The organism is Glutamicibacter mishrai (assembly GCF_012221945.1).
In the GTDB taxonomy this organism is placed as follows: Bacteria; Actinomycetota; Actinomycetes; order Actinomycetales; family Micrococcaceae; genus Glutamicibacter; species Glutamicibacter mishrai.
Genome location: NZ_CP032549.1, coordinates 2,699,544 through 2,720,058, shown reverse-complemented (window position 1 = coordinate 2,720,058; position 20,515 = coordinate 2,699,544). Strand labels below are relative to the sequence as shown.

General features: G+C 60.9%; 19 protein-coding genes and 1 tRNA gene. 6 read left to right on the top strand and 14 right to left on the bottom strand.

All coding sequences use genetic code 11. The annotated features are described in order from the left end of the window. Nucleotides 1-40: 40 nt before the first annotated feature. Together D3791_RS12810 and D3791_RS12805 are read left to right on the top strand one after the other, a co-directional pair. Nucleotides 41-484: a 6,7-dimethyl-8-ribityllumazine synthase gene (locus tag D3791_RS12810; protein ID WP_281350637.1), complete on the top strand. Its 444-nt coding sequence runs from the start codon at nucleotides 41-43 to the stop codon at nucleotides 482-484. 108 nt (nucleotides 485-592) lie between these two features. Continuing rightward, nucleotides 593-967: a PH domain-containing protein gene (locus D3791_RS12805; protein WP_028268911.1), complete on the top strand. Its 375-nt coding sequence runs from the start codon at nucleotides 593-595 to the stop codon at nucleotides 965-967. Between the two features lie 9 nt (nucleotides 968-976). Here D3791_RS12805 and D3791_RS12800 read toward each other — a convergent pair whose 3' ends face one another. The 5 genes from D3791_RS12800 to D3791_RS12780 all read right to left on the bottom strand — a co-directional run bounded on the left by D3791_RS12800 (nucleotide 977) and on the right by D3791_RS12780 (nucleotide 6,522). Next, nucleotides 977-2,203 carry a glycerate kinase family protein gene (locus D3791_RS12800; protein ID WP_172512442.1) on the bottom strand — a complete coding sequence of 409 codons (1,227 nt, stop codon included), beginning with the start codon at nucleotides 2,201-2,203 and terminating at the stop codon, nucleotides 977-979. A 48-nt stretch (nucleotides 2,204-2,251) separates the two neighbouring features. After that, nucleotides 2,252-3,811 carry an SLC13 family permease gene (locus D3791_RS12795; protein ID WP_172512441.1) on the bottom strand — a complete coding sequence of 520 codons (1,560 nt, stop codon included), beginning with the start codon at nucleotides 3,809-3,811 and terminating at the stop codon, nucleotides 2,252-2,254. Continuing rightward, on the bottom strand, nucleotides 3,808-5,331 hold the full coding sequence (locus tag D3791_RS12790; protein WP_172512440.1) for an ATP-binding protein: 1,524 nt from the start codon (nucleotides 5,329-5,331) through the stop codon (nucleotides 3,808-3,810). Before D3791_RS12790 ends, D3791_RS12795 begins: the two co-directional genes overlap by 4 nt. Beyond that, the gene (locus tag D3791_RS12785) at nucleotides 5,321-5,512 is read right to left on the bottom strand and encodes a hypothetical protein (protein WP_152485601.1); all 192 of its coding nucleotides are present in this window, start codon (nucleotides 5,510-5,512) and stop codon (nucleotides 5,321-5,323) included. Before D3791_RS12785 ends, D3791_RS12790 begins: the two co-directional genes overlap by 11 nt. A 200-nt stretch (nucleotides 5,513-5,712) precedes the next feature. Continuing rightward, a complete protein-coding gene (locus tag D3791_RS12780) occupies nucleotides 5,713-6,522 on the bottom strand; it encodes a DUF4190 domain-containing protein (protein ID WP_172512439.1) in 810 nt (269 codons plus the stop codon). A gap of 241 nt (nucleotides 6,523-6,763) precedes the next feature. On the opposite strand from D3791_RS12780, the gene D3791_RS12775 reads away from it, so the two are divergent. Continuing rightward, a complete protein-coding gene (locus tag D3791_RS12775) occupies nucleotides 6,764-7,591 on the top strand; it encodes a hypothetical protein (RefSeq protein ID WP_172512438.1) in 828 nt (275 codons plus the stop codon). 47 nt (nucleotides 7,592-7,638) lie between these two features. On the opposite strand, the gene D3791_RS12770 is transcribed toward D3791_RS12775, so the two are convergent. The 7 genes from D3791_RS12770 to D3791_RS12740 form a co-directional block, all read right to left on the bottom strand. Further along, nucleotides 7,639-7,711: transfer RNA gene (locus tag D3791_RS12770), tRNA-Asn, on the bottom strand. A 53-nt stretch (nucleotides 7,712-7,764) separates the two neighbouring features. Then, a complete protein-coding gene (gene dnaG / locus D3791_RS12765; RefSeq protein WP_172512437.1) occupies nucleotides 7,765-9,642 on the bottom strand; it encodes a DNA primase in 1,878 nt (625 codons plus the stop codon). 9 nt (nucleotides 9,643-9,651) lie between these two features. Then, on the bottom strand, nucleotides 9,652-10,935 hold the full coding sequence (locus D3791_RS12760; protein ID WP_022875056.1) for a deoxyguanosinetriphosphate triphosphohydrolase: 1,284 nt from the start codon (nucleotides 10,933-10,935) through the stop codon (nucleotides 9,652-9,654). A 53-nt stretch (nucleotides 10,936-10,988) separates the two neighbouring features. After that, nucleotides 10,989-12,173 carry a tRNA dihydrouridine synthase DusB gene (gene dusB / locus D3791_RS12755; RefSeq protein WP_172512436.1) on the bottom strand — a complete coding sequence of 395 codons (1,185 nt, stop codon included), beginning with the start codon at nucleotides 12,171-12,173 and terminating at the stop codon, nucleotides 10,989-10,991. A gap of 46 nt (nucleotides 12,174-12,219) precedes the next feature. Beyond that, entirely contained in the window at nucleotides 12,220-13,419 is a 1,200-nt protein-coding gene (gene chrA / locus D3791_RS12750; protein ID WP_216847349.1) for a chromate efflux transporter, read from the bottom strand. Between the two features lie 83 nt (nucleotides 13,420-13,502). Next, nucleotides 13,503-14,426 (bottom strand): GNAT family N-acetyltransferase, encoded by a 924-nt coding sequence (locus D3791_RS12745; RefSeq protein ID WP_061954509.1) that lies wholly within the window; start codon nucleotides 14,424-14,426, stop codon nucleotides 13,503-13,505. Between the two features lie 6 nt (nucleotides 14,427-14,432). Beyond that, a complete protein-coding gene (locus D3791_RS12740) occupies nucleotides 14,433-15,818 on the bottom strand; it encodes a glycine--tRNA ligase (RefSeq protein WP_172512434.1) in 1,386 nt (461 codons plus the stop codon). A 180-nt stretch (nucleotides 15,819-15,998) separates the two neighbouring features. On the opposite strand from D3791_RS12740, the gene D3791_RS12735 reads away from it, so the two are divergent. Continuing rightward, entirely contained in the window at nucleotides 15,999-16,229 is a 231-nt protein-coding gene (locus tag D3791_RS12735; RefSeq protein ID WP_022875051.1) for an RNA-binding S4 domain-containing protein, read from the top strand. Here the strand turns inward: D3791_RS12735 and D3791_RS12730 are convergent, their stop codons facing one another. Next, on the bottom strand, nucleotides 16,230-16,880 hold the full coding sequence (locus D3791_RS12730) for an alpha/beta hydrolase (RefSeq protein WP_172512433.1): 651 nt from the start codon (nucleotides 16,878-16,880) through the stop codon (nucleotides 16,230-16,232). A 400-nt stretch (nucleotides 16,881-17,280) separates the two neighbouring features. Continuing rightward, nucleotides 17,281-18,840: an HNH endonuclease signature motif containing protein gene (locus tag D3791_RS12725; RefSeq protein ID WP_172512432.1), complete on the bottom strand. Its 1,560-nt coding sequence runs from the start codon at nucleotides 18,838-18,840 to the stop codon at nucleotides 17,281-17,283. Nucleotides 18,841-19,129: 289 nt separating this feature from the next. Between D3791_RS12725 and D3791_RS12720 the strand changes: the two genes are divergently transcribed. Both D3791_RS12720 and D3791_RS12715 read left to right on the top strand, forming a co-directional pair. Next, nucleotides 19,130-19,540: an SHOCT domain-containing protein gene (locus D3791_RS12720; protein ID WP_172512431.1), complete on the top strand. Its 411-nt coding sequence runs from the start codon at nucleotides 19,130-19,132 to the stop codon at nucleotides 19,538-19,540. Nucleotides 19,541-19,598: 58 nt separating this feature from the next. Then, nucleotides 19,599-20,456, top strand: a complete 858-nt coding sequence (locus D3791_RS12715; protein ID WP_246242081.1) for an SGNH/GDSL hydrolase family protein — start codon at nucleotides 19,599-19,601, stop codon at nucleotides 20,454-20,456. Nucleotides 20,457-20,515: the final 59 nt, after the last annotated feature.

Below are 20,515 nucleotides of genomic sequence, written 5' to 3'. Positions count from 1 at the left end.
GCCATAGGAACCGAACTTCCAGAAGAAGAAGAATAGAGAGATTTTAATGAGCACCCCTTTGAAGGTCGCATTCATCAAGGCCAGCTGGCACGCAGATATCGTCGATCAGGCACTGGCCGGATTCACCGCCGATATGGACGCTTCCGGTACCGAATACACCATCGACACCGTCACCGTCCCTGGTGCCTACGAAATGCCATTACAGGCACAGCGCCTTGCAAAGAGCGGAAAGTACGATGCGATCGTTGCCGCCGCGTTGGTTGTCGACGGAGGCATCTACCGCCACGACTTCGTCGCCCAGGCAGTGGTCGACGGGCTGATGCGCGTCCAGCTGGATACCGATGTGCCGACCTTCTCGGTGAGCCTGACCCCGCACCACTTCCATTCCAGCGACGAGCACCAGAACTTCTACTTCGAGCACTTCCTCAAGAAGGGTGCAGAGGCAGCTCGCGCAGTTCGAACCGTGGCAGCCATCGAACTCTAGTCTCCAGCAGACAGTCATCAGGCGTGTTGCTTGCTCCACATCTGGTGGAAGCAGGCAGCACGCCTGAGCCGCATCTATCCTGTCCTTCTGCTTCAGTACGATCAGGACATGATCGATTTTAATAATTCTTCAGTGTTCAAATTGGGCCCCTGGGATCTTGCACAAGTAGCACCAGAAATCATGCCTATGCTCGTAACCGGCGAAGAACTGCTTGCTGCTTTTAAGGGTGCTCGCGACTACGTGGTCTTCACCAACAAGCGGCTCATTGCCGTCAACGTCCAAGGAATGACCGGCAAGAAGCGCGATTACACTTCGTTGCCCTATTCAAAAGTCCAGTCTTTCTCTGTCGAGACGGCGGGAACCTTTGACCTCGACGCAGAACTGGACCTTTGGTTCAGTTCTTTGGGCAAGGTTCGCTTGGAGTTCAAGGGCAAAGTTGATGTCCGGGCTCTCTCGCAGCTGATCGCCAGCTACGTTCTGTAACAGAGACAGCTACCACGCAGCACGCGGGCTCAGCCGAGCCACCGCCATCGAGGCCCCGAGGATAATGGTGCGCATGAAGCGTTCAGCCGCTTCGATGAGCAGCCGCTCCCCGTCATCCACGGCTTCCTGCAAAGTCATCGGAATCGGCATGATCGACGCAATGGCGTCAATGCCGATGTCGTGCACATCGCGGCAACCACGGCCCAAGGTTCCGGCAAGCGCCACCACAGGTACCCCATGCAGCGATGCCCTGCGGGCGACCTCGGCCGGAACCTTGCCCTTGGGCGTCTGGAAATCGATGGCGCCTTCGGCGGTGATCACCAGGTCGGCTCCGCGCAACATCGAGTCCAGGTCGATTCCCGCCAGACCTGAGTCCAGGATCGCTTCGAAGCGCGGCATCAGGATCGCCCCGATCGCTGCCAATCCAGCACCCAGTCCGCCCGAGGCACCGGTGCCAGGCCCAGTGGCGAAGTCGGTGGATCCGGCCTCCTCCAAGGCGTCCCTCCTGAGCACCGAAGCCCAACCTTCAAAGCCTGCGGACATCTCTTCCACCTGCGCAGGCGTCGCACCCTTCTGCGGCCCGAAGACCCGGGCAACACCGCGGGCTCCGGTGAGCACATTGTGCTGGTTCAGCGCCATGGTGATCTGGATTTTCCCTTCAGCCACAGCTGGGTGCAGTCCTTCGAGATCCAGCCGGTCGATACGGCCCAGGTGATTGCCGCCGGCGGGGACTTCGCGCCCTTGGGCATCCAGGATTCTGGCGCCAAGTGCCTGCAGCGCTCCCATGCCTCCGTCAGAGGTGCCGGAGTCCCCGCAGCCCACCAGGATTTTTGTCGCCCCGCTGTCGATTGCGGCGCGGATCATCTCACCGACCCCATAGCTGGTAGTGGCGCCCGGGTCTCTCTGGTCTCGCGGGACCAGGCGCAAACCGGCAGCCGCCGCCATTTCCACCACCGCGGTTCCGCTCGCTTCCCCGCCGAGCATCGCATAGTGGGAATCCACCTGCTTCCCTACCGGACCGGTGACGCGAATCGGTACCAGATGGCCGCCGGTGGCGCTGGCCAGGGTTTCTGCCGTTCCTTCCCCGCCGTCGGCGATGGGCACTGCTTTGACGGTGGCCCCGGGCAGCGCCCGTCGGACTCCGGCCCCGATGGCCGCGGCGACTGCGGCAGCATCCAATGATTCCTTGAATCCGGAAGGTGCGACCAGAATTCGTTGTGGAAGTGCGTGTGCCATGATGATGTGTCCTTTACTGAGTAAAAAATGCGGAACCCGAAGGGGTTATTAGACGAAGAGTTCAAGACCCATAAGAGGCCAGATCCAGAAGGCGAAAACCAGCACCAGCAGGATCATCAGCGGCCCCAGCGCAGCGCTCAATTTCAGGAGGTCTGCAGGCTGATAAGTGGTGACCCCTTCAATATCGGAGAAAAGATTCACCGGCTTCGCGCTGCTGGTCAGGGTGTGGCAGAAACCGGCCGCGGCAGTCGATGCCAGGGCAATGGCTACCGCATTCACCCCCACCCCGGGGGCCAGGGAAACCACCAGCGGAATCAGTACCGCGGAACGGGCCGAGCGCGACTGGATGACAAGGTGGGCTCCAGCGGAGATCACCACAACAAGAACCGTGAAGATCCACGGAGCTGAAGGACCGAGCTGCGTTACCGGACCGAGCGCACCATGGGCCAGCCATTGCGCGGCCCCCGACTCGATCAGCGAGGTGCCCAGGGCCAGCGTGGCGGCCATGAATATCAGCATCGACCACGGCACCGATTTCAGCGCTTTCGCCAGCGACACCGACCCGAAGCCAGGGCTTGCCACCAACAGCGAGCCCAGCAGAGCCACCACCGCCGGGTGCAGCTGGTGCAATGGTTCGGTGCACCACAGCACCACCACCACGCCGACCAGCAGCGCGGCCCGGCTTTGGGCTACCGACAACGGGCCGGAGAGCGGAACCGGCGAATGCTCCTGCATCTTCTTGATCCCGACGCTCAAAACCTGCCCGCGATCCTCCCTGCTGGTGAAAAGCAGAAGCACCAGCTCTGCACACAGGTGCGAAGAGACCAAAGCCAGCGGCAAACCGTATAGCAGCCAGGTGGCAAACGAGAAGCCTTCATACTCGGAGGCCACCAGAATCTGGCTGGTAATCAGGTGGGCACCGGCCCCCAGATAGGAGGCGACCGCGGAGAGCAGGATGACCGATGGGAAGAGCAGCGACAGGGCGAGCACTACCCGGCGGTGCGCACTGAGCGCCTTGGCCAGGGCGACGAACACCGGGATCGCCAGGGCTGCCCGCCCGGAGGTTGAGGGAACGGCAAAGGCCGTAGCCACCAGAACCCCGGTGCTCAGGTGCATCAGCTGCCTGGGGGTGTGCGCCCCGAAGACGATCCAGGCCGCGGCCCGGGTAGCCAGCCCGGTCGCGGTAATACCGGCGGCGATGACAAACGCGGCCAAGAGCAGCCAGATCGTGTCCTCACCCAGGGAAGAGAACAGCTGAGTTTCGGGGAGCACTCCCATGAGCACGAGCACCAGGCAAGCGCCCAAGGCGACGTAGGTGTCGGAGACCGGAGAGAAGATCCACAGCCAGATGGCCACTGCGAACACCGCGAGGGTCAGCGCACCCTGGGCGGACAGGGAGTTCGGTGTCCCCGCCGATGGCCCGAAGGCCGCATAACCGCAGCCCGCGATCAACCCCGCCAGCACTACGGCCGCAATGACCGCAGAGGTGTGTTTCGGCTTCCACCTGCTTCGAGGCTTGGTCTCCAGCTGCCGATCGCTGTTGAAGGCCGCCGGTGATTCGGTGGAATACCGGAACCCGGACTTTTCATTGATGGGCGTCAAACTCATGATTCGCTCCCCAGCATGCTGGCCAGTTGGTGCGGCAGCTGGCCGTCCTGCGCGCCCGGCGCATCGTGGTTGTCCATCGGAAGCGAGAAACCGAATCGTGCTCCGATCCCCTCGCCTGATTCGACCCACGCGGTACCGCCATGCGCCTGCGCGACGGCCTTGACCACCGCCAAGCCAAGCCCCATGCCTGCGGCTCGATCTTCATTGCTCGGGGCGCTTCGATAGGTTTCAAAGAGCGCTTTCGCCCGTTCAGGGTCCAGGGCCGGTCCCTCGTTGGCGACCCAGAAGCTCACCTGGTCCCCGTCAATCGTTGAGCCGATCCGGATGCACTCGCCAGCAGCGGTATGCGCGACGGCGTTGTGGATCAGCTGGTGCATGGCCTCGGATACCCGGATGGGATCCAGCCATGCCTGGGCCCGCGCCGATTCCTGGATCCTGAATTGCCGGTGCGGGTAGGCTCCCGGCCGTGCTGCCGCCGCGGCCACATCCGCGGTGACTTCGCCGACTGAGACCAGGCTGGGCTGCACGAAGTCCGGATTGCTGCTCTGCGCCAGCACTTCCAGATCGATCAGCGTCTGTCCCATCTGGTCAATCAGATTCTGCGCTGTGGCAATCACTTCTTGCCTGCGCTGCGCGCCCACGGCGTCGCTATTGAGCTCGGACAGGGCGGCTGCCAGTTCCCGCTGGGGATTGTGCAGATGCTCGCGTGCCTCGGCGATGAAGTGTCGCTGGGCCAGATGTGCGGTTTCCACGCGATCGAGCATGGAGTTGAAGGTCTGTGCCAGCTGCGCCAGATCGTCGCGTCCCACCACCGGCACGCGGGCCGAAAGATCATTGGCGGTAATCGAGGCGGCGGTTTCGCTCATGGAATGGATCGGGCGCATGATCTGCCGCGATACGAGCCATGCGATGCCCGCGGTGAGTGTCAGTCCCCCGCCGGCAATGCCGAAGAGCAGCACCGCCTGCTGGTCAACCCGCTCCTGCGCGCCGGCGATATAGTGCGCGACGACCAGCTGCCCCTGCTGCTTCGGGCCATTCTGGCCTCCGGCTTCCTGCGCCACGGCCTTGGCCCAGCGCACGGTTCCGTGGTCGCTGTTCGAAACGCCCGAGGTTTTTTCGCTCGCCAGAATCCGGCCCAAGAGGACCGGGTCCTGTGCCAGCAGCCGGCCGGCGTGGTCGGCCGTATTGCCTGTGGTAGCTACCTTGCCTTCTGCCTTGGCCACGATCGCTTCGCCAGCCATGGGTTGCTGCCGGGCAAGGTAGCGTTCCATCAGCGAATGCATCGAGGTGAAGGGCTGGGCCGTTGTCGGGTCGAGCGCCTCGGCCGCAAAAGTCCTGAACTCGTCAATCTCCTGGGCGATGCCGACGTTGGCTGCCTCGGCGATCTGGGCCGTCATGATCGATCGCATGGTCGCCGTCACTGCGAGCAGTGCCACGGCAGTGGTCAACACGATCCATCCAACGATCCTCAGTCGGGCGGAGACTGATGATCCTTGCTGCGCTTCGGTGTCAGTCTGCATCTTCCTGCTCCCCCTTCTCCCGCGTTGTGGTTGCGGGTTGCGGGGCAGGGCTGAGCTTGACCATAACCGGTGGCTGATGGCCCATGGCCGGGTCGGCGTTATCGGCCAGGGCTTGGCTTGCGCTGGCGAGGCCCGCTGGAACAGCGAGCACCAGAAGAATGAGAAGTATGCGGCGAATCATGCTTTGAACATTAAAAGACCCACGTGAGCCGGTCATTAGCTGACCATGAGAGTTCCATGATGCGTCGATGAGAACTATATGAGACGCGCTTTTAACCGCGGATTCTTGCGGTACACCGGGCAAAAAATGTTAAAAACCCAGGCTCCATCACCCTTGAGCGGGTCATGGAGCCTGGGTTGCGCTATACGATTGAGGCCAGGTTACTTGGTTGCCCAGAGCACCGATTCATCGTTGAATGACATGGTTTCGGTCACTCGGATCTTGGCGTCCGCCACGGCTTCTGCCGGAACATCAAAGACCACCTGGTAGCTGGCTTTGCCGCCCTTGGACAGGGTTGGTGCGTCCGTCGCCGGCTTGGCAGGAACGACCATGGCGGTGCTGGTGTCATAAATACTCGCATCCGAGCCGACAAGTTCCGGGTTCAAATCGATCCAGGCGTCGCCTTCTTCATCTCCGTTGTAGACCACCGAAATATCAACCAGCACGTACTGTCCCTTGGCTTTTTCGTTGAACTCGTTGGCCTTGGCAATGGCCTTGCCGGCGTCCAAGTTCACGGCGCTGACGTTGACCGAGTACTCGCCGACGTTGGCGGCCTTGCCCAGCGCCAGCACCTGGGTCTCGTCCTCGGCCTGGTCTACGACCTCTGCAGGAGCGGCTACTTGACCATCCGCTGCGTCCTCGATGCCGCTGGCGACTTCATCGATGGCCTTGACGTAGAAGGACTGGGTCACGAAGACCAAGACGATGGCCACGATCGCGATCACGCTTGATGCAATACCCAGTCCCTTGCTGCCGTTGCGCTTGAGCGCGATGACAAGGGAGACGATACCCAGCACGAGGGCAATCACGCCCAGAATCGCTGCCACGTTGTTCACGATCGGAACCCAGCACAGGACGAGCGCGAGAATCGCGATCACGAGGGCGGCAATGCCCAACCCCTTGCCAGCAGTGCTCTTCGGGGCGGTGGACGGAAACGGCATTCCGGGATCTGTTGGTGTTTGAATGCTCATGAATCTTTCCTTCGAGTGATGACAGGGCCTAGGCCTCTGTAAGGATGATCGACCTGAATGGATGACAGTCCCAGGTGCAATCAGAGTCTTGGTTGACTCTTCAAAGATCATGTCATTCGATACCGACAGTTTGGCTTTCGCCCGTATTAATTCCGATTGAATACCCTGAATTCCCTTAAGATCTGGCCTGACTGGGCAAGTCTCTTTCCCTAATCCAATGCCTTCGTTACAGAATGCTGGTATGGCCCACACAATCCAACGCTCACAAGGTCGCGATACCCTGCGCTATGTGCGCCTCATGCTGCTCGTGGTCCCATTGCTTCTTGTGGTGGCCATCGTGATTTACGGCCTCGTGAATCAGGGCATCGAGGACTCGCTCAGTTCCTACTACCTGGGTCCTGCCAGAGATCTGTTTGTGGCCATGCTGGTGACCACCGGCGCCCTGCTGGTGGTGTACAGCGGCGAAGAACTGGAGGACTATGCCCTGAATTTGGCGGGGTTCTACGCCATGTTCGTCGCGCTGGTTCCCACCAAATTAGGCGAGACGCTCTCCACGCTTGCCCCGGGCGACCAAAGCAAATTGATTCTCTCGGTTCGTGTGGCCATCGTCGCCGTGTTGGTGGTGAGCGCGGCATTTGTCTGGCTGGGGTTCAAGACCGCTCGTACCCCGCACCAGGCCCTGGCACATAGCTCCTTGACCAAGACCTTGGGCTGGATCAGCACTGCCCTGCTCGCCGTGTTCGTCGCGCTGCTGCTCTTCAGAGCCATCGAAGGAAAGACTTTCGCGTGGGTCCATGCCAGCGCAGCGTTTTTGCTGATCTTCTCCATGGGCATCGCCATTGCCAGCCACTTAGGCCACGCACCCATGTGCCCGGCTGATACCAGCGGCGGCACTCCGAACCGCTATCGCGTCATTCTCGGACTGATGGCGCTGGGTTTGATCGCTTGGCCGATCCTGCTGATCGCCGGCGTTGATGAAGCCTTGTTCATCGTCGAGTGGTTCCAGATCGGGCTGTTCGCCTACTTCTGGTACGTGGAATCCCGGCGCCTGTGGGACTCCATCGGATAAAACAAAAAATCCCGACTCGCTTTCGCGAGCCGGGATCCTTCTATGAGCTCCTCCAACTGGACTTGAACCAGTAACCCTTCGATTAACAGTCGAATGCTCTGCCAATTGAGCTATGGAGGATTGCAACGAGATATAACTTTACCGAAGAATCCCGCTAATGCAAAATCGGCGCCCTAGGTGCCACGAAGGATCCTCCGTCGCATCTCCAGCTCCATCAATTCCCGGTTGATCTGGGCGTATTCCTCGCCTTCCGGCTCCATCTCGGCGCGCTGCAAACGCCCGATCAGCTCAGCCTTCCGGTGTGTGATTTGAAGCTCAATCAATCCATTGATGATGTCAGCGCAATAGCGGTTCAGACTGTGCTCATCAGAAGCCGGGATGCTGGTCACGGCCAGCTCCGAAACAAAGCTGCGCAGCTGCTCGGGCACCTCATCGCGGATCACTTCCACCCAGGAGGTGGCCGAAGCGCCGGCGCTGGAAGCCGCCACGATCCCATCATGCACCGCCGAATGGGCCGGAGCCATGAACCGCGCCTCGTAGAAGGCCTGCCACTGCTCATCCTGAAGACGCTGCGGCTGCTGGATCACCACTTCCAGGGCCTGACGCTCCAAGCGCATGACCGGGTCGCGATGATCCGGGCGCTCAAAAGCCGGAGCAGCCACCGGCTGCTCAGCGCCCTGAGCCGGAACCGGCATCTGCTGCTCGGCATTCTTGGGCAGCCGGGCACGCTTGATCGATGCGCCCACCGAGCGGTTGACGTCCTCGTTGTTCATGCCGAGCCAGCCAGCCAATTCGCGGGCGTAAGCCGGACGGATGGCCGAGTCGCGGATCTGGGCGACGATCGGCGCCGTCTGGCGCAACGCCTGCACACGGCCTTCCACCGTATTCAGGTTGAACTTCTTCAGCTCGGCGCGGATCGCGAACTCGAACAGCGGACGCTTGAGCCCGATCAACTCGCGCACCGCCTCGTCCCCTCGATGCAGGCGCAGATCGCAGGGGTCCGCCCCCGTAGGTTCCACGCAGACATAGGTCTGGGCGATGAAGCGCTGGTCTTCCTCGAAGGCACGCAGCGCGGCTTTCTGCCCGGCGGCATCGCCGTCGAAGGTGAAAATCACTTCGCCGCCGGTGCCATCATCCTGCAACAGCCTGCGGGCGATCTTGATGTGATCGGTGCCGAAGGCGGTACCGCAAGTGGCCACCGCGGTGGTGATCCCAGCCAGGTGGCAGGCCATCACGTCGGTGTAGCCTTCGACCACAACGATCTGCCGGCTCTTGGAGATCTGCTTCTTGGCAAGGTCCAGGCCGTAGAGCACCTGGGACTTCTTGTAGAGGGAAGTCTCCGGGGTGTTCAGGTACTTCGGTCCCTGGTCATCCTCGTAGAGCTTGCGGGCGCCAAAGCCGATGGTCGCCCCGGACAAATCGCGGATCGGCCACATCACCCGTCCGCGGAAGCGGTCGTAGATCCCGCGGTTGCCCTCGGAGAACATGCCGGTCAGCTTCAGCTCGTCATCGGCGAAGCCCTTGGCACGCAGGTGCTTGAGCAGCGCGTCCCAGCCCTTGGGCGCGTAGCCGACGGAGAATTGCGCGGTGACTTCCGGGTCGAAGCCGCGGCCGGCCAGGAACTCCCGCCCGGCGGCTCCTTCCTCGGTGGCCAGCTGCGCGCGGAAGAATTCTTCGGCGATCTTATGCGCGTCCACCAGGCGCTGGCGCTTGCCGTAGTCCTCGCGGCGCGGGCCCGGTCCCCCGTCCTCGTAGTGCAGCTCGTAGTTGATCCGGGCGGCCAGCAGCTCCACGGTCTCGGTGAACGAGGAGTGGTCCATTTTCTGGATGAAGGCGATCACGTCGCCCGATTCGCCGCAGCCGAAGCAGTGGAAGGTGCCTAGCTGCGGGCGGATGTGGAAGGAAGGGCTGCGTTCGTCGTGGAAAGGGCACAGGCCTTTATACGAGCCGATGCCCGCGGATTTGAGCGTGACATAGGATTCGACGACCTCGCGCAGGTCGGTGCGGTTGCGCACCTCGTCGATATCTTCACGCTTGATCAGCCCTGCCATGATTCCCTTCTAGAACAGTTGTGCTTCAGGGGCTACGCCCTTGACCAGATATGAATGCCACTCGGTGGCCGACACGTCGGTGAGCGAGGCGACCTGGTCGATCACCACGCGCAGCTGGGCGGCCTCATCGGCCGCATCTTCCCAGTCCGCCGCGAAAATCGGCTCCAGATTATCCTTGCCGGTCTCCACCAGCAGCTCCACCAGCTCGCTGAGCAAGGTGCGCTGGTCCAGGTACAGCGGCTGGCGCACTTCCGAAGTCATCACGTAGCTGGCGGCGATGCCCTTCATCACCGCGATTTCGTGCACGGTTTCCTCTGGCACGATCAGGCTCGCGTTATAGCGGGTCAGGTGGCCGCTGCCGTAGCGGGCGCGGGTGGCCTCCAGCGCGGCGGCCGCGAAACGCCCGATGAATTGGCTGGTCATATCCTTCAGGCCGGCCATGGAACGGCGCGACCCGTCGAAGTGCGAAACCCACTCGTCGCTGACCTCCAGGCGACGCAGGGCCGCCTCGATATCGGATTCGTCGGTGGATGGCAGGTACCATTCCTGGGTGACCTGCAGGGCCCGTTCGCGCTGCAGATCCTGCTTGAGCCAGCGCAGCTGCAGCTGGCCTCCGACGATCGCATCCTCGACGTCGTGCACCGAGTAGGAGATGTCATCGGCCAAGTCCATGACCTGACCCTCCATGCAGACCACCCCGGGGGCGGCTTCGGGAACATTGCGCAGCCAATTGAAGATCGGGGCATCATCCTCGTATACGCCGAACTTCTTGGTCTTCTTGCCGTTGACCTCAGGCGCATCGGCCTTCAACCACGGGTATTTGCAGGCGGCATCCAGCGAAGCGCGCGACAGGTTCAATCCGGCCGAATGGCCGTTGTGCCTGAAGGTCTTGGTTTCCAGCCGGGTCAGCAGGCGCAGGGTCTGCGCGTTGCCCTCGAATCCGCCGATGCCCGAGGCCAGCTTGTCCAACGCCTTTTCGCCGTTGTGGCCGAAGGGCGGGTGGCCCAGATCGTGCGCCAGGCAAGCGGTATCAACCACGTCCGGATCGCAGCCCAGCGCCGCCCCCAATTCGCGGCCCACCTGGGCCACTTCCAGAGAGTGGGTGAGCCGGTTGCGCACAAAGTCGTTCTGGTTCGGCGCGACCACCTGGGTTTTGGCGCTCAGCCGGCGCAACGCCGAGGAGTGCAGCACCCGAGCACGGTCGCGCTCAAAAGCAGTGCGATAGGACTTCTTGGCTGGCTCGGGCACCCACCGTTGCGAATCGGCGTCGGCATATCCGGGGATCTGAGTCATGTTACCTAGTCTAGTGACTTTTCGGGGGCTCGACGGTTATCCACGGCGAGCGGTTAGCCGCCGGAAATGTCCAGCTCTGCCGCCTTGATCATTTCGCGGTGTGCCTCGGACATCACGCGGTTATCCAGCCAGCCGTCAGGCACGTGGGTCTTCTTCGGGTGGCCGGCCCGTCCGCGGGTGCCTTCGGCGGCGTCCCCCGGGTACGGCAGGTCCAGATCCAGCTGATCGAGCAGCTCGCGCAGGACAGCCAAGGAAGGCACCTGGGCCAGCTGGGAGCGGATCTCGCCGCCGACCGGGTAGCCCTTGAAGTACCAGGCGATGTGCTTGCGGATATCGCGCATGCCCTTGCCCTCGTCCTCGAAGAACTCGGTGAGCAGCTGGCCGTGGCGGTACACGGTATCAGCCACCTTGCGCACGCCCGGGCGGAAGCGGTCTGCCCGGCCTTCGAAGGCGGCCTGCAGGTCGCCGAAAATCCAGGGGCGGCCCTGGCAGCCGCGTCCCACCATCACGCCGGCGGCGCCGGTCTGCTCGACCATGTTGATCGCATCCTCGGCGCTGAAGATATCGCCATTGCCCAGAACCGGCAGGTCGTCCATGGCCTCGCGCAGGGTGGTGATGGCGTCCCAGTCCGAATGCCCGGCGTAGTACTGGCCGGCGGTGCGGGCGTGCAGGGTGACGGCGGCGGCCCCGTGATCGCGGGCGATCTTGGCGGACTCCAGGTAGGTCAGGTGGTCCTTGTCGATGCCGGTGCGGATCTTCACGGTCAGCGGGATATCGCCCTTGGCGGCCTCGGAGGTCGCGGCCTCGATGATCGAAGTGAACAGGTCGGTCTTCCATGGCAGGGCCGAACCGCCGCCCTTGCGGGTCACCTTGGGGACCGGGCAGCCGAAGTTCAAATCCACGTGATCGGCCAGGTTCTCGTCAACGACCATGCGCACCGCGGCGCGCACGGTGCCCGGGTCCACGCCGTAGATCTGGATGGAGCGGATCTCTTCGTCCGGGTCGTGCGAGATGATGCGCAAGGATTCCGGGTTGCGTTCCACCAGGGCGCGGGCCGTGACCATTTCGGTGACGAACAGCCCGCCGCCGTACTCGCGGCACAGCCGGCGGAAGGCGCGGTTGGTCACCCCGGCCATGGGTGCAAGAACCACCGGGGTATCGATGGTGAGCTTGCCCAGCTGCAGGGGTGGCAGCTTCAATGTGGGGGTGTCATTCGGCGCATCAGTCAGGGTCGTCACCTATCTATTATTGCCGATTTCGCGCCGAAGGTAACTGAGATCTTCGTCAAGCCCCCAGCGCTACCGCCAAAATCACGGTGAGAACGACCACCAGCCACGGGGCGATCTTCCACACAGCCAGCAGCACAAAACCCAGCAGGGCCAGCACAAATGCCTGCGGACTGTGGATCGAGGTGGTGAACACCGGATCGTAGAGGGCGGCAGCCAGGATGCCTACTACCGCGGCATTCGCCCCGCGCATCATCGCCTGCCCCTTCGGCCAAGCGGCCAGACGCGAAAAGAAGGGCAGCACCCCGGCGAGCAGCAGGAACCCGGGCAGGAAGACCGCCGCCAGCGCGATCGCCGCCCCGAGGATGGAACCTGCTCCCCCATGGGACAGCACTCCCAGATAAGAGGCGAAGGTGAACAGCGGGCCGGGCATGACCTGGGCCGCGCCGTAGCCGGTGAGGAATTGGTCCTCGGTGATCAGCCCGGGGTCGACCAGCTCGCTATGCAGCAGCGGAAGCACCACATGCCCGCCGCCGAAGACCAGCGCCCCCGACCGGTAGAACGCGTCGATCATCTGCAGCACCGGCTCCCCGGTGGCCGCGGCGATCAGCGGCAACCCCGCCAGCAGCAGGACGAAGATGCCCAGGCACCAAATCCCGACCGAGCGCTTGACCCCGATATCCAGGACGCCATCCAGCGCGCTGCCCGGTGCGCGGCAGAAGAAGTATCCGGCCACTGCCCCGGCCACGATGGCCAGCAGCTGGCCGGCCGCCCCGCCGATGAGCATCGCCGATCCGGCGGCCAGCACCGCGATCAGCGCTCGGGACTTATCCGGGGCCAGGGTTTTGGCCATGCCCATCACCGCTTGGGCCACGATCGCCACCGCTACGATCTTCAGCCCGGCGATCACCGAGGTGCCCAGCGGCGTGGTGAACATCGAAGCGCCGAAGGCGATCGCCGCCATGAGCACGGCGGAGGGCAGCGTGAAGGCCAGGAACGCGGCCAGCGCCCCGCGCCAACCGGCACGCTGCAGCCCCAATCCGAAGCCGACCTGGCTGGAAGCCGGACCGGGCAGGAATTGGCTCAGCGCCACCAATTGGGCGTACTGCGATTCATCAACCCAGCGGCGCTTGACCACCAGCTCGTCGCGGAAATACCCCAAGTGGGCCACCGGTCCGCCAAAGGAGGTGACTCCGAGCTTGAAGAAGGCGCGGAACACTTCTGTGGCCGTGCCGCGATAATCGTGCGCTGTATGCATGGATTCGAACATAGGTCAGTAAAGTGAACAGCAGGTAAAGCAATGGGACCCGGAAAACCGGGTCCCATCACGTGCAGCAGCTTCTAGGCGTCGCTGGCCATGATGTGCGTGGTCGAAATGACCGTGGCCTGCTCAACGCCGGCCAGCGCATCAATCAGCGAAGCCAGGATGAACATGGACGAATCCACTTCCAGCTTCACCGGATACTGGTGGATCAGCATCGCGACCATATCGCGCACGGCTTCAGCCACCTGGTCATCGCTAAAGGCCGGGTTGTGGCCAACCAGCACATCCGAGGGAGCGTCCTCGCGCGCTGGAATGTAGCTGACCGCGAAGGCCAGCGGCACCCCGCCCTCGCGCTTGGGCTTATCGCGCAGCACCAGGGCCGCTTGGGCGCCGGTGTGCTCGTCGAGCAGCATGCGCTGGGCCGAGCCAACGGTCATCTGGGCTGGATCCCACTGCTCGTGGACCTTGTTGTAGAAGTCCATGACCAGCTTGGTCAGCTCGACGCTGCCCGTGGACAGTTCCTCGATCACCCGGTCGTTCGTATCGAACACCGGTTCCGCCAAGGCGCCCGGCTCCAGGATCACATCGCGCGAGACCTGGATTTCGCCCAGCCCCAGCGCCTTGCAGAAACCTGCCGCCGCGGTGGCCGGATCGCCCGGGGTCACCGTGTAGCGGGCCTTGAGCTGCTGGGCCTGATCGGCCGGGATCTGCTGGCGCAGCTGCCGGACCAATGCGGTGCCCACGCCGGAGCGACGCTGCTCAGCAGCCACCTCGACGTAGAGCCACAAACGCTGCGGGTGCAGCGAGGAGGCGAAGACCACGCCGGCGCCGATAGCTACGCCATCAACGCTGGCCACCAGCGTGCGGGAAAACGGCGCATCGCTGTTCTCGCGCAGCATGGTGCGGTCCTGGTGGGCCTGCGGCGAGCGCGGATCACCAAAAACCTGCAGCAGCTCCAGGTCATCCCCATTGCGCCAGGGCCGGAATTCCAGTTCGTTCATCGGGCTCTAGGCTCCGTTCAGACGCTCGGAAAGGTAGGCGGTGACCTGGTCCAGAGACACGCGTTCCTGGGCCATGGTGTCGCGCTCGCGAATGGTCACGGCCTGGTCGTCCAGTGTGTCGAAGTCCACGGTGATGCAGAACGGGGTGCCGATCTCATCCTGGCGGCGGTAGCGGCGGCCGATAGCTCCGGCATCATCAAAGTCGATGTTCCAGCGCTTGCGCAGCTCGTTGGCCAGCTCCTTGGCCTTTGGCGACAGGTTCTCGTTGCGGCTCAGTGGCAGCACGGCGGCCTTGACCGGAGCCAGGCGTGGGTCCAGCTTCAGCACGGTGCGCTTATCCACGCCACCCTTGGTGTTCGGAGCCTCGTCCTCGGTGTAGGCATCCACCAAGAACGCCATCATCGAACGGGTCAGGCCGAAGGAAGGCTCGATCACGTATGGGGTGTAGCGTTCGCCGGTGGCCTGGTTGAAGTAGGTCAGCTCGGCGCCCGAAGCCTTGGCGTGGCTCGACAGGTCGTAGTCGGTGCGGTTGGCAACACCCATGAGCTCGCCCCACTCCGAGCCGGCGAAGCCGAAGCGGTATTCGAAGTCGATGGTGCCCGCCGAGTAGTGCGCACGGTCGTCTTCTGGCACGTCGAACTGGCGCAGGTTTTCTTCCTTGATACCCAGATCCAGGAACCATGCCCAGCAGTCCTTGACCCACTGGTCGAAGTACTTCGGTGCATCCTCTGGAGCGGTGAAGTACTCGATTTCCATCTGTTCGAACTCGCGGGTGCGGAAGATGAAGTTACCTGGGGTGATTTCGTTACGGAAGGCCTTGCCGACCTGGCCGATGCCGAATGGCGGCTTCTTGCGGCTGGCAGTGAGCACGTTGGCGAAGTTCACGAAGATGCCCTGAGCAGTCTCTGGGCGCATGAAGGCCATGCCGGATTCGGAATCCACTGGGCCCAGGAAGGTCTTCATCAGACCGGAGAACATCTGTGGCTCGGTGAACTGGCCCTTGGTGCCGCAGTCAGGGCAGGCAATCTCGCTCATGCCGTCCTTTGGCGCGCGGCCCTTCTTCGCTTCGAAGGCCTCGATCAGGTGGTCCTGACGGTGGCGCTTGTGGCACTGGATGCACTCGACCAGTGGATCGGTGAAAGTAGCTACGTGTCCGGAAGCTTCCCAGACAGCCTTTGGCAGGATGATGGACGAGTCCAGGCCAACCATGTCTTCGCGGCCGCGGACAAAGTTCTGCCACCACTCGCGCTTGATGTTTTCCTTCAGTTCGGTACCGAGGGGTCCGTAATCCCATGCGGAACGGGAACCACCGTAAATTTCACCAGCCTGGAAAACGAAGCCTCGACGCTTTGCGAGGGAAATTACCTGATCTAGCTTGGACTGTGGCGCCATATCAACTCCAATGGAAATTACGAGGCCGCTGGTTGCGGTCCGTAGAAAAATACATACCGTTCAAGGGTATCGTTTCCAAGGCCGTGAGACTAAGTGAATGCGGGTAACGCGAAAGTGAACTTCCCCGCTCTTGCCCTCATCGTGGCGCGGCTGGCCCAGTTATAGGGAAGAATAGTAGCCATGAGTGCCAACGAAGCTTTTGACCTAGAAATCCGCGACGAATCGATCCGCTTGGGCCAGCTGCTTAAACTGGCTTCCCTTGCCGAAGACGGCATCCACGCCAAGGAGCTTATTTCCGAAGGCGTTGTCACGGTCAATGGCGCAGTGGATACCCGCCGCGGGGCCCAGATCCGCCCCGGCGACGTCGTCTGCGTTAACGGCGAGTGCGTTAAAGTGACCTCCCAGCAGTAGTTACTCCTGCCCAAGCACCACTTTCTTGAGGAACGCATCGACGTCTTCAAGTTCATCCATGCTGACCGAGTGCCCGATTTGCGGGTAGGTCTCGCTGGTCAGCTCGGCATGCTTGGACACCCATCCAAGCGTGAACGCGATCTTGTCCTGGGTAATCACCGGATCGGCAAGGTCCCTGCCCCAGAACAGCGGAATCGGGTTCTGCTGCAGTTTTTCGTCGTCGAAGATCTCTAGGTCTCGTGGTTCAACGGCAAAGCCTGATAGGCCAACCACTGCGGTAATGGCCTCGCGCTGATATCGGGCCAAGGATGTTGCCATTGCCATCCCCTGCGAGAAACCCAGCAGCGTGATCGAGGAGTGCTGCTTGCTCAGTGGCTCCAGCAACTGCCACAACGCAACAACGCTATGTGAAACGGCTTCACTCGAATAGTCGATTTCTTGCGTGAGCGGGAACCAGCAGAATCCTGGCCCAGCCTGCAGCGGTGCGCGCGCGGATAAGTAGGTGAACTCTTCGGGCAGGTAGCGCGATAGACCCATCAGGTCTTGTTCATTTGATCCATAACCATGCAGGAACACCAGCAACGGGGTGCCCAAGCGAGAATCGTCGTTGCGGGAAATGATGGCCACTGGCGCGGTATCGGATGAAGTCATGTGCTCAAGATTAGCGAATAGACATCGTCGAGGTTGGGCCTATTGCCCTATGTCCTTTGGCTAGTGAACGAAAAATCTTGTCATTCCATCTCGTGGATCACCACCTCTGCGGATGCACAGAAGTTCCCACCCACTCGTCTTCGTGACTGAAAAAACTTGTCAATATGGATCCGACCGTGGAGTAGGACCAATCGTCAGGCAGTTCCGCATCTACTGACTGAAAAAAATTTTCATTCACGCCGACAGGAATTCTTGTAGTCGGCATTCCGACGGTTTGAGGCCGCATGGATCTAAGGTCATCAGCTTCATCGCCGATACCGGTAAATGATTATGGGTGGTTTGAAGTCCCTTAATGACTGAAAATTTTTGTCATTCAACGAATCACTTTGGGTCCGCCAAATCAGGCGGAATTAAGATTTGATTCCGGCTGTTCCGGATAGCTGAGAACCCGAAGCGTATCCGCATTGAGCTGGACCTGCGGGATTAGTGGCGGTTCAGGCCTCTGAGGACAGTGATCATTTATATGATCCAGGTTTTCAACAACGTCAACGCTTTCCGGCGTGATGATGACATGCAGCCCATGCGGCGTGAGCCAAGACCTCGTCCCGTCGGGCCTTGCATGGATTTTCCACCCCAGTGCGTGCTTGAACATCTGATGCTGCTTGCACAGCAGATGCATATTGTCGCGGTCAGTCTCTCCACCATGCGCCCAGTCATCAATATGATCCATTTCCGAAACGTCAGCAGGGCGCCGGCATCCGGGGAAACAACAGTGAACATCCCTGTGCCGCAGGAGGTCCTTCATTCCTTGCGTTGGGGTGTACTTCCTACGTTCAACATCAATTACCGCGCCGGTCCACGGATCAGTGAGGACCCGCTGGAATGATGGAGCGTCTTTCGCCAGCTCAAGCGCTAATCCAACGGGGATAGGCCCAACGCCTTCCAAATCAGCAAGGGCTTTGTTGGGATTCGCCAGCATTTCCAACGCTGGAATAGTGATCGATAAGCGAGGCTTCAGCGGCGAACCGTCGCTACCAGGCCAGCCATTGATCAAGGCATCCGCATACACGTCTGCCATCTGCTGCTCAAGAGTGCGTTCATCTTTTGGATCATTATCTTGGCCCACCGTCCAACGAAGAGTGCTCATGATGGACTTGATGACGTCGGAACGGTGGGTCAGCTGGATGGTTCCCATACCGGAAGCGTCGTCGAACCAGTGCGTTACCTTACGCGCGGCCTCTGACTTATTGCGGCGTTCCTGCGCTGATTCCGGATTCATCCGATCATGTTGCCTGCGTGCTTTCTGATAGACAGTGTCGTCGCTGGCAGTCTTTGCAAGCGGTAGCAAGAGATGCTCCATGATCTCGATTTGCTCTGGTGCCAAGTCCTGCGAGAACTTCACAATGTAGTGAGCCGCCTTGACCGTGATTTCCCCGGCAGCAAGTGCTATCAAAGTGTCATTGCAGACATGGCGCAAGCCCTTTGCATAGAACATGCGCTTGCCCACCATTTGCGGAGTTTCCCTCAGCGCAACCGCGGCCTCGGCCACAAAATTGGCATTGATCGTCTGATCAGAGCTGGGGTCTACACGATAGAATTCGGCACTCCGCTCAGCTTCGCGAACATCGTCCGGGTTGGAAGCGCGCAGCTCAGCAAGGTTATCTACGAAGCCCACTCCAATCTGCTCAACAGTATCCGCCAGTAAGGTGGACGTCATAGCGTCCAAGGAGCCATGGAGCTGCTGAATGGTCCTCAGACGTTCTAGTGCATCAGAAGCACTTTGCACCGGCCCCGCGTTAAACAGGTCTTCAGCTCGCTTCATGACCGGTCCATAAAAAATCTGATGCGAAAGATACTGCGAAAAGATGGAGCGTGGACGAGACTCCTTGCGAGTGCCCGGAGGGCTCAGCGGTAGACGATGTTCATCGTCATAATCTTCAGAATAATTTGGATTGCTCATATCTAATTTTCCCGCGAGCGTCCGACAAAATAGCCCGGAATCATACGGATTGTGGACAATGATCTCTGTTTTTTGCCCGAAAATTTCAGCCGAGAAAAAGGATGGTCTTCAAGCCTGCGCAGATTCGAAGACGCGAACAGCCACTTGATGTTGATTGCGATTTGATAAAAGTTCCAGGTTCAGCAAGTTCTATCAAATAAACCATGCTTGACTAGTAATAAGATCTATTTGCCCAAACTAATGATTATTTCCCTGGCGATATTGCCAGGTGCCGACGAACGAAGGTGCAATGAGAAGCAGCGAGGTTAATTATGACTATGACAAGTCACTGCCAACCGATGAAGCCAGCTTTGGATACATGGAGGATGAATTTTCCACGAGTTCCGATCTTGTTGATGCCACATTCTCCGTGATGCCCATACTCTTAGGGTTGGTTGCCGTAGTTTTCGTCGCCGTCGTGATTTTCATTGTTTATGCCCAGGCACGGAATTCGCGCAAGATCAAAAGCGCGGGCCTGGATCCTATTACTTTCGAAACCGATTTGAAGACTAAATTGGCACAATCCAATCTATTGGCACCGAAGCAGTCGTTGGAAGCAAAGCTGGAGGAGCTAACGAGCCTGCGGTCCCGCGGTGTCATCTCGAACGATGAATATTTGCAGGCCCGCCAGGATCTGCTCAAAGGCTGGGGCGAGGGGTGAAGCAGATCATCCCCAAGACTGATTGACGGATAGTTACCATAGGGTAACAATGTAGATTGTGCCTAAAGATTTTGACCTTGAAACTCCCGAATCCGCAATAGAGTCGCTTCATCCTTGGCGTCGTTATGTCGCATTGGGTGACTCGTTCACCGAAGGAATCGGCGATCCCGATCCATCAAATCCCGGCCGGCACTTGGGCTGGGCCGATCGACTGGCTCAGGAGCTGAGCAGCACAGTTCCAGATTTCGCCTACGCAAACCTGGCAATCCGCGGCCGGCTGATCGGACAGATCGTGGCCGAACAGGTAGCTCCCGCCATTGATTTGAAGCCGGACCTGATCTCCTTGTGCGCCGGCGGCAACGACGTGCTGCGGCCAGGCGGGGATCCGGATAAGATCGCCGACATTCTTGACGGCGCGGTATCGAAGCTCAGCGCGACGGGCGCGACCCTGCTGATCGTCACCGGTCCTGATATCCGCGATACGCCGGTGCTGGGAAGCATCCGCGGCAAGGTGGCCATCTACAACGAGAATATTCGCACCGTGGCTGCGCGGTACGACGCGATTGTGGCCGACATGTGGGCGCTGCGCGAATTGCATCAGGCCCAGATGTGGGCGCCGGATCGCCTGCACTTCTCCCCCATGGGCCATCAGCGCATTGCCGCCATGGCGTTGGAATCCTTGAACGTGCCGCATTCGATCGACACCGAGGTCGCGCCGGCGGCAGATATCCGAAGCTGGCGCGAGGCGCGGATCGAAGACCTGCAGTGGGCTCGCGAGCACCTGGCGCCGTGGGTGCTGCGCCGGTTGCGCCACCAGTCCTCAGGCGATGGCATTACCCCCAAGCGCCCGTCGGCTGCGCCATTCACCGCGCCGAAGCCCAATGATTCGCTGGGCGCCGGCGACAGCGCGCAGTAACCGGGCATTAGACAGCACGAAGGGACAGCGTCCACCGATCACTGGTGGGAGCTGTCCCT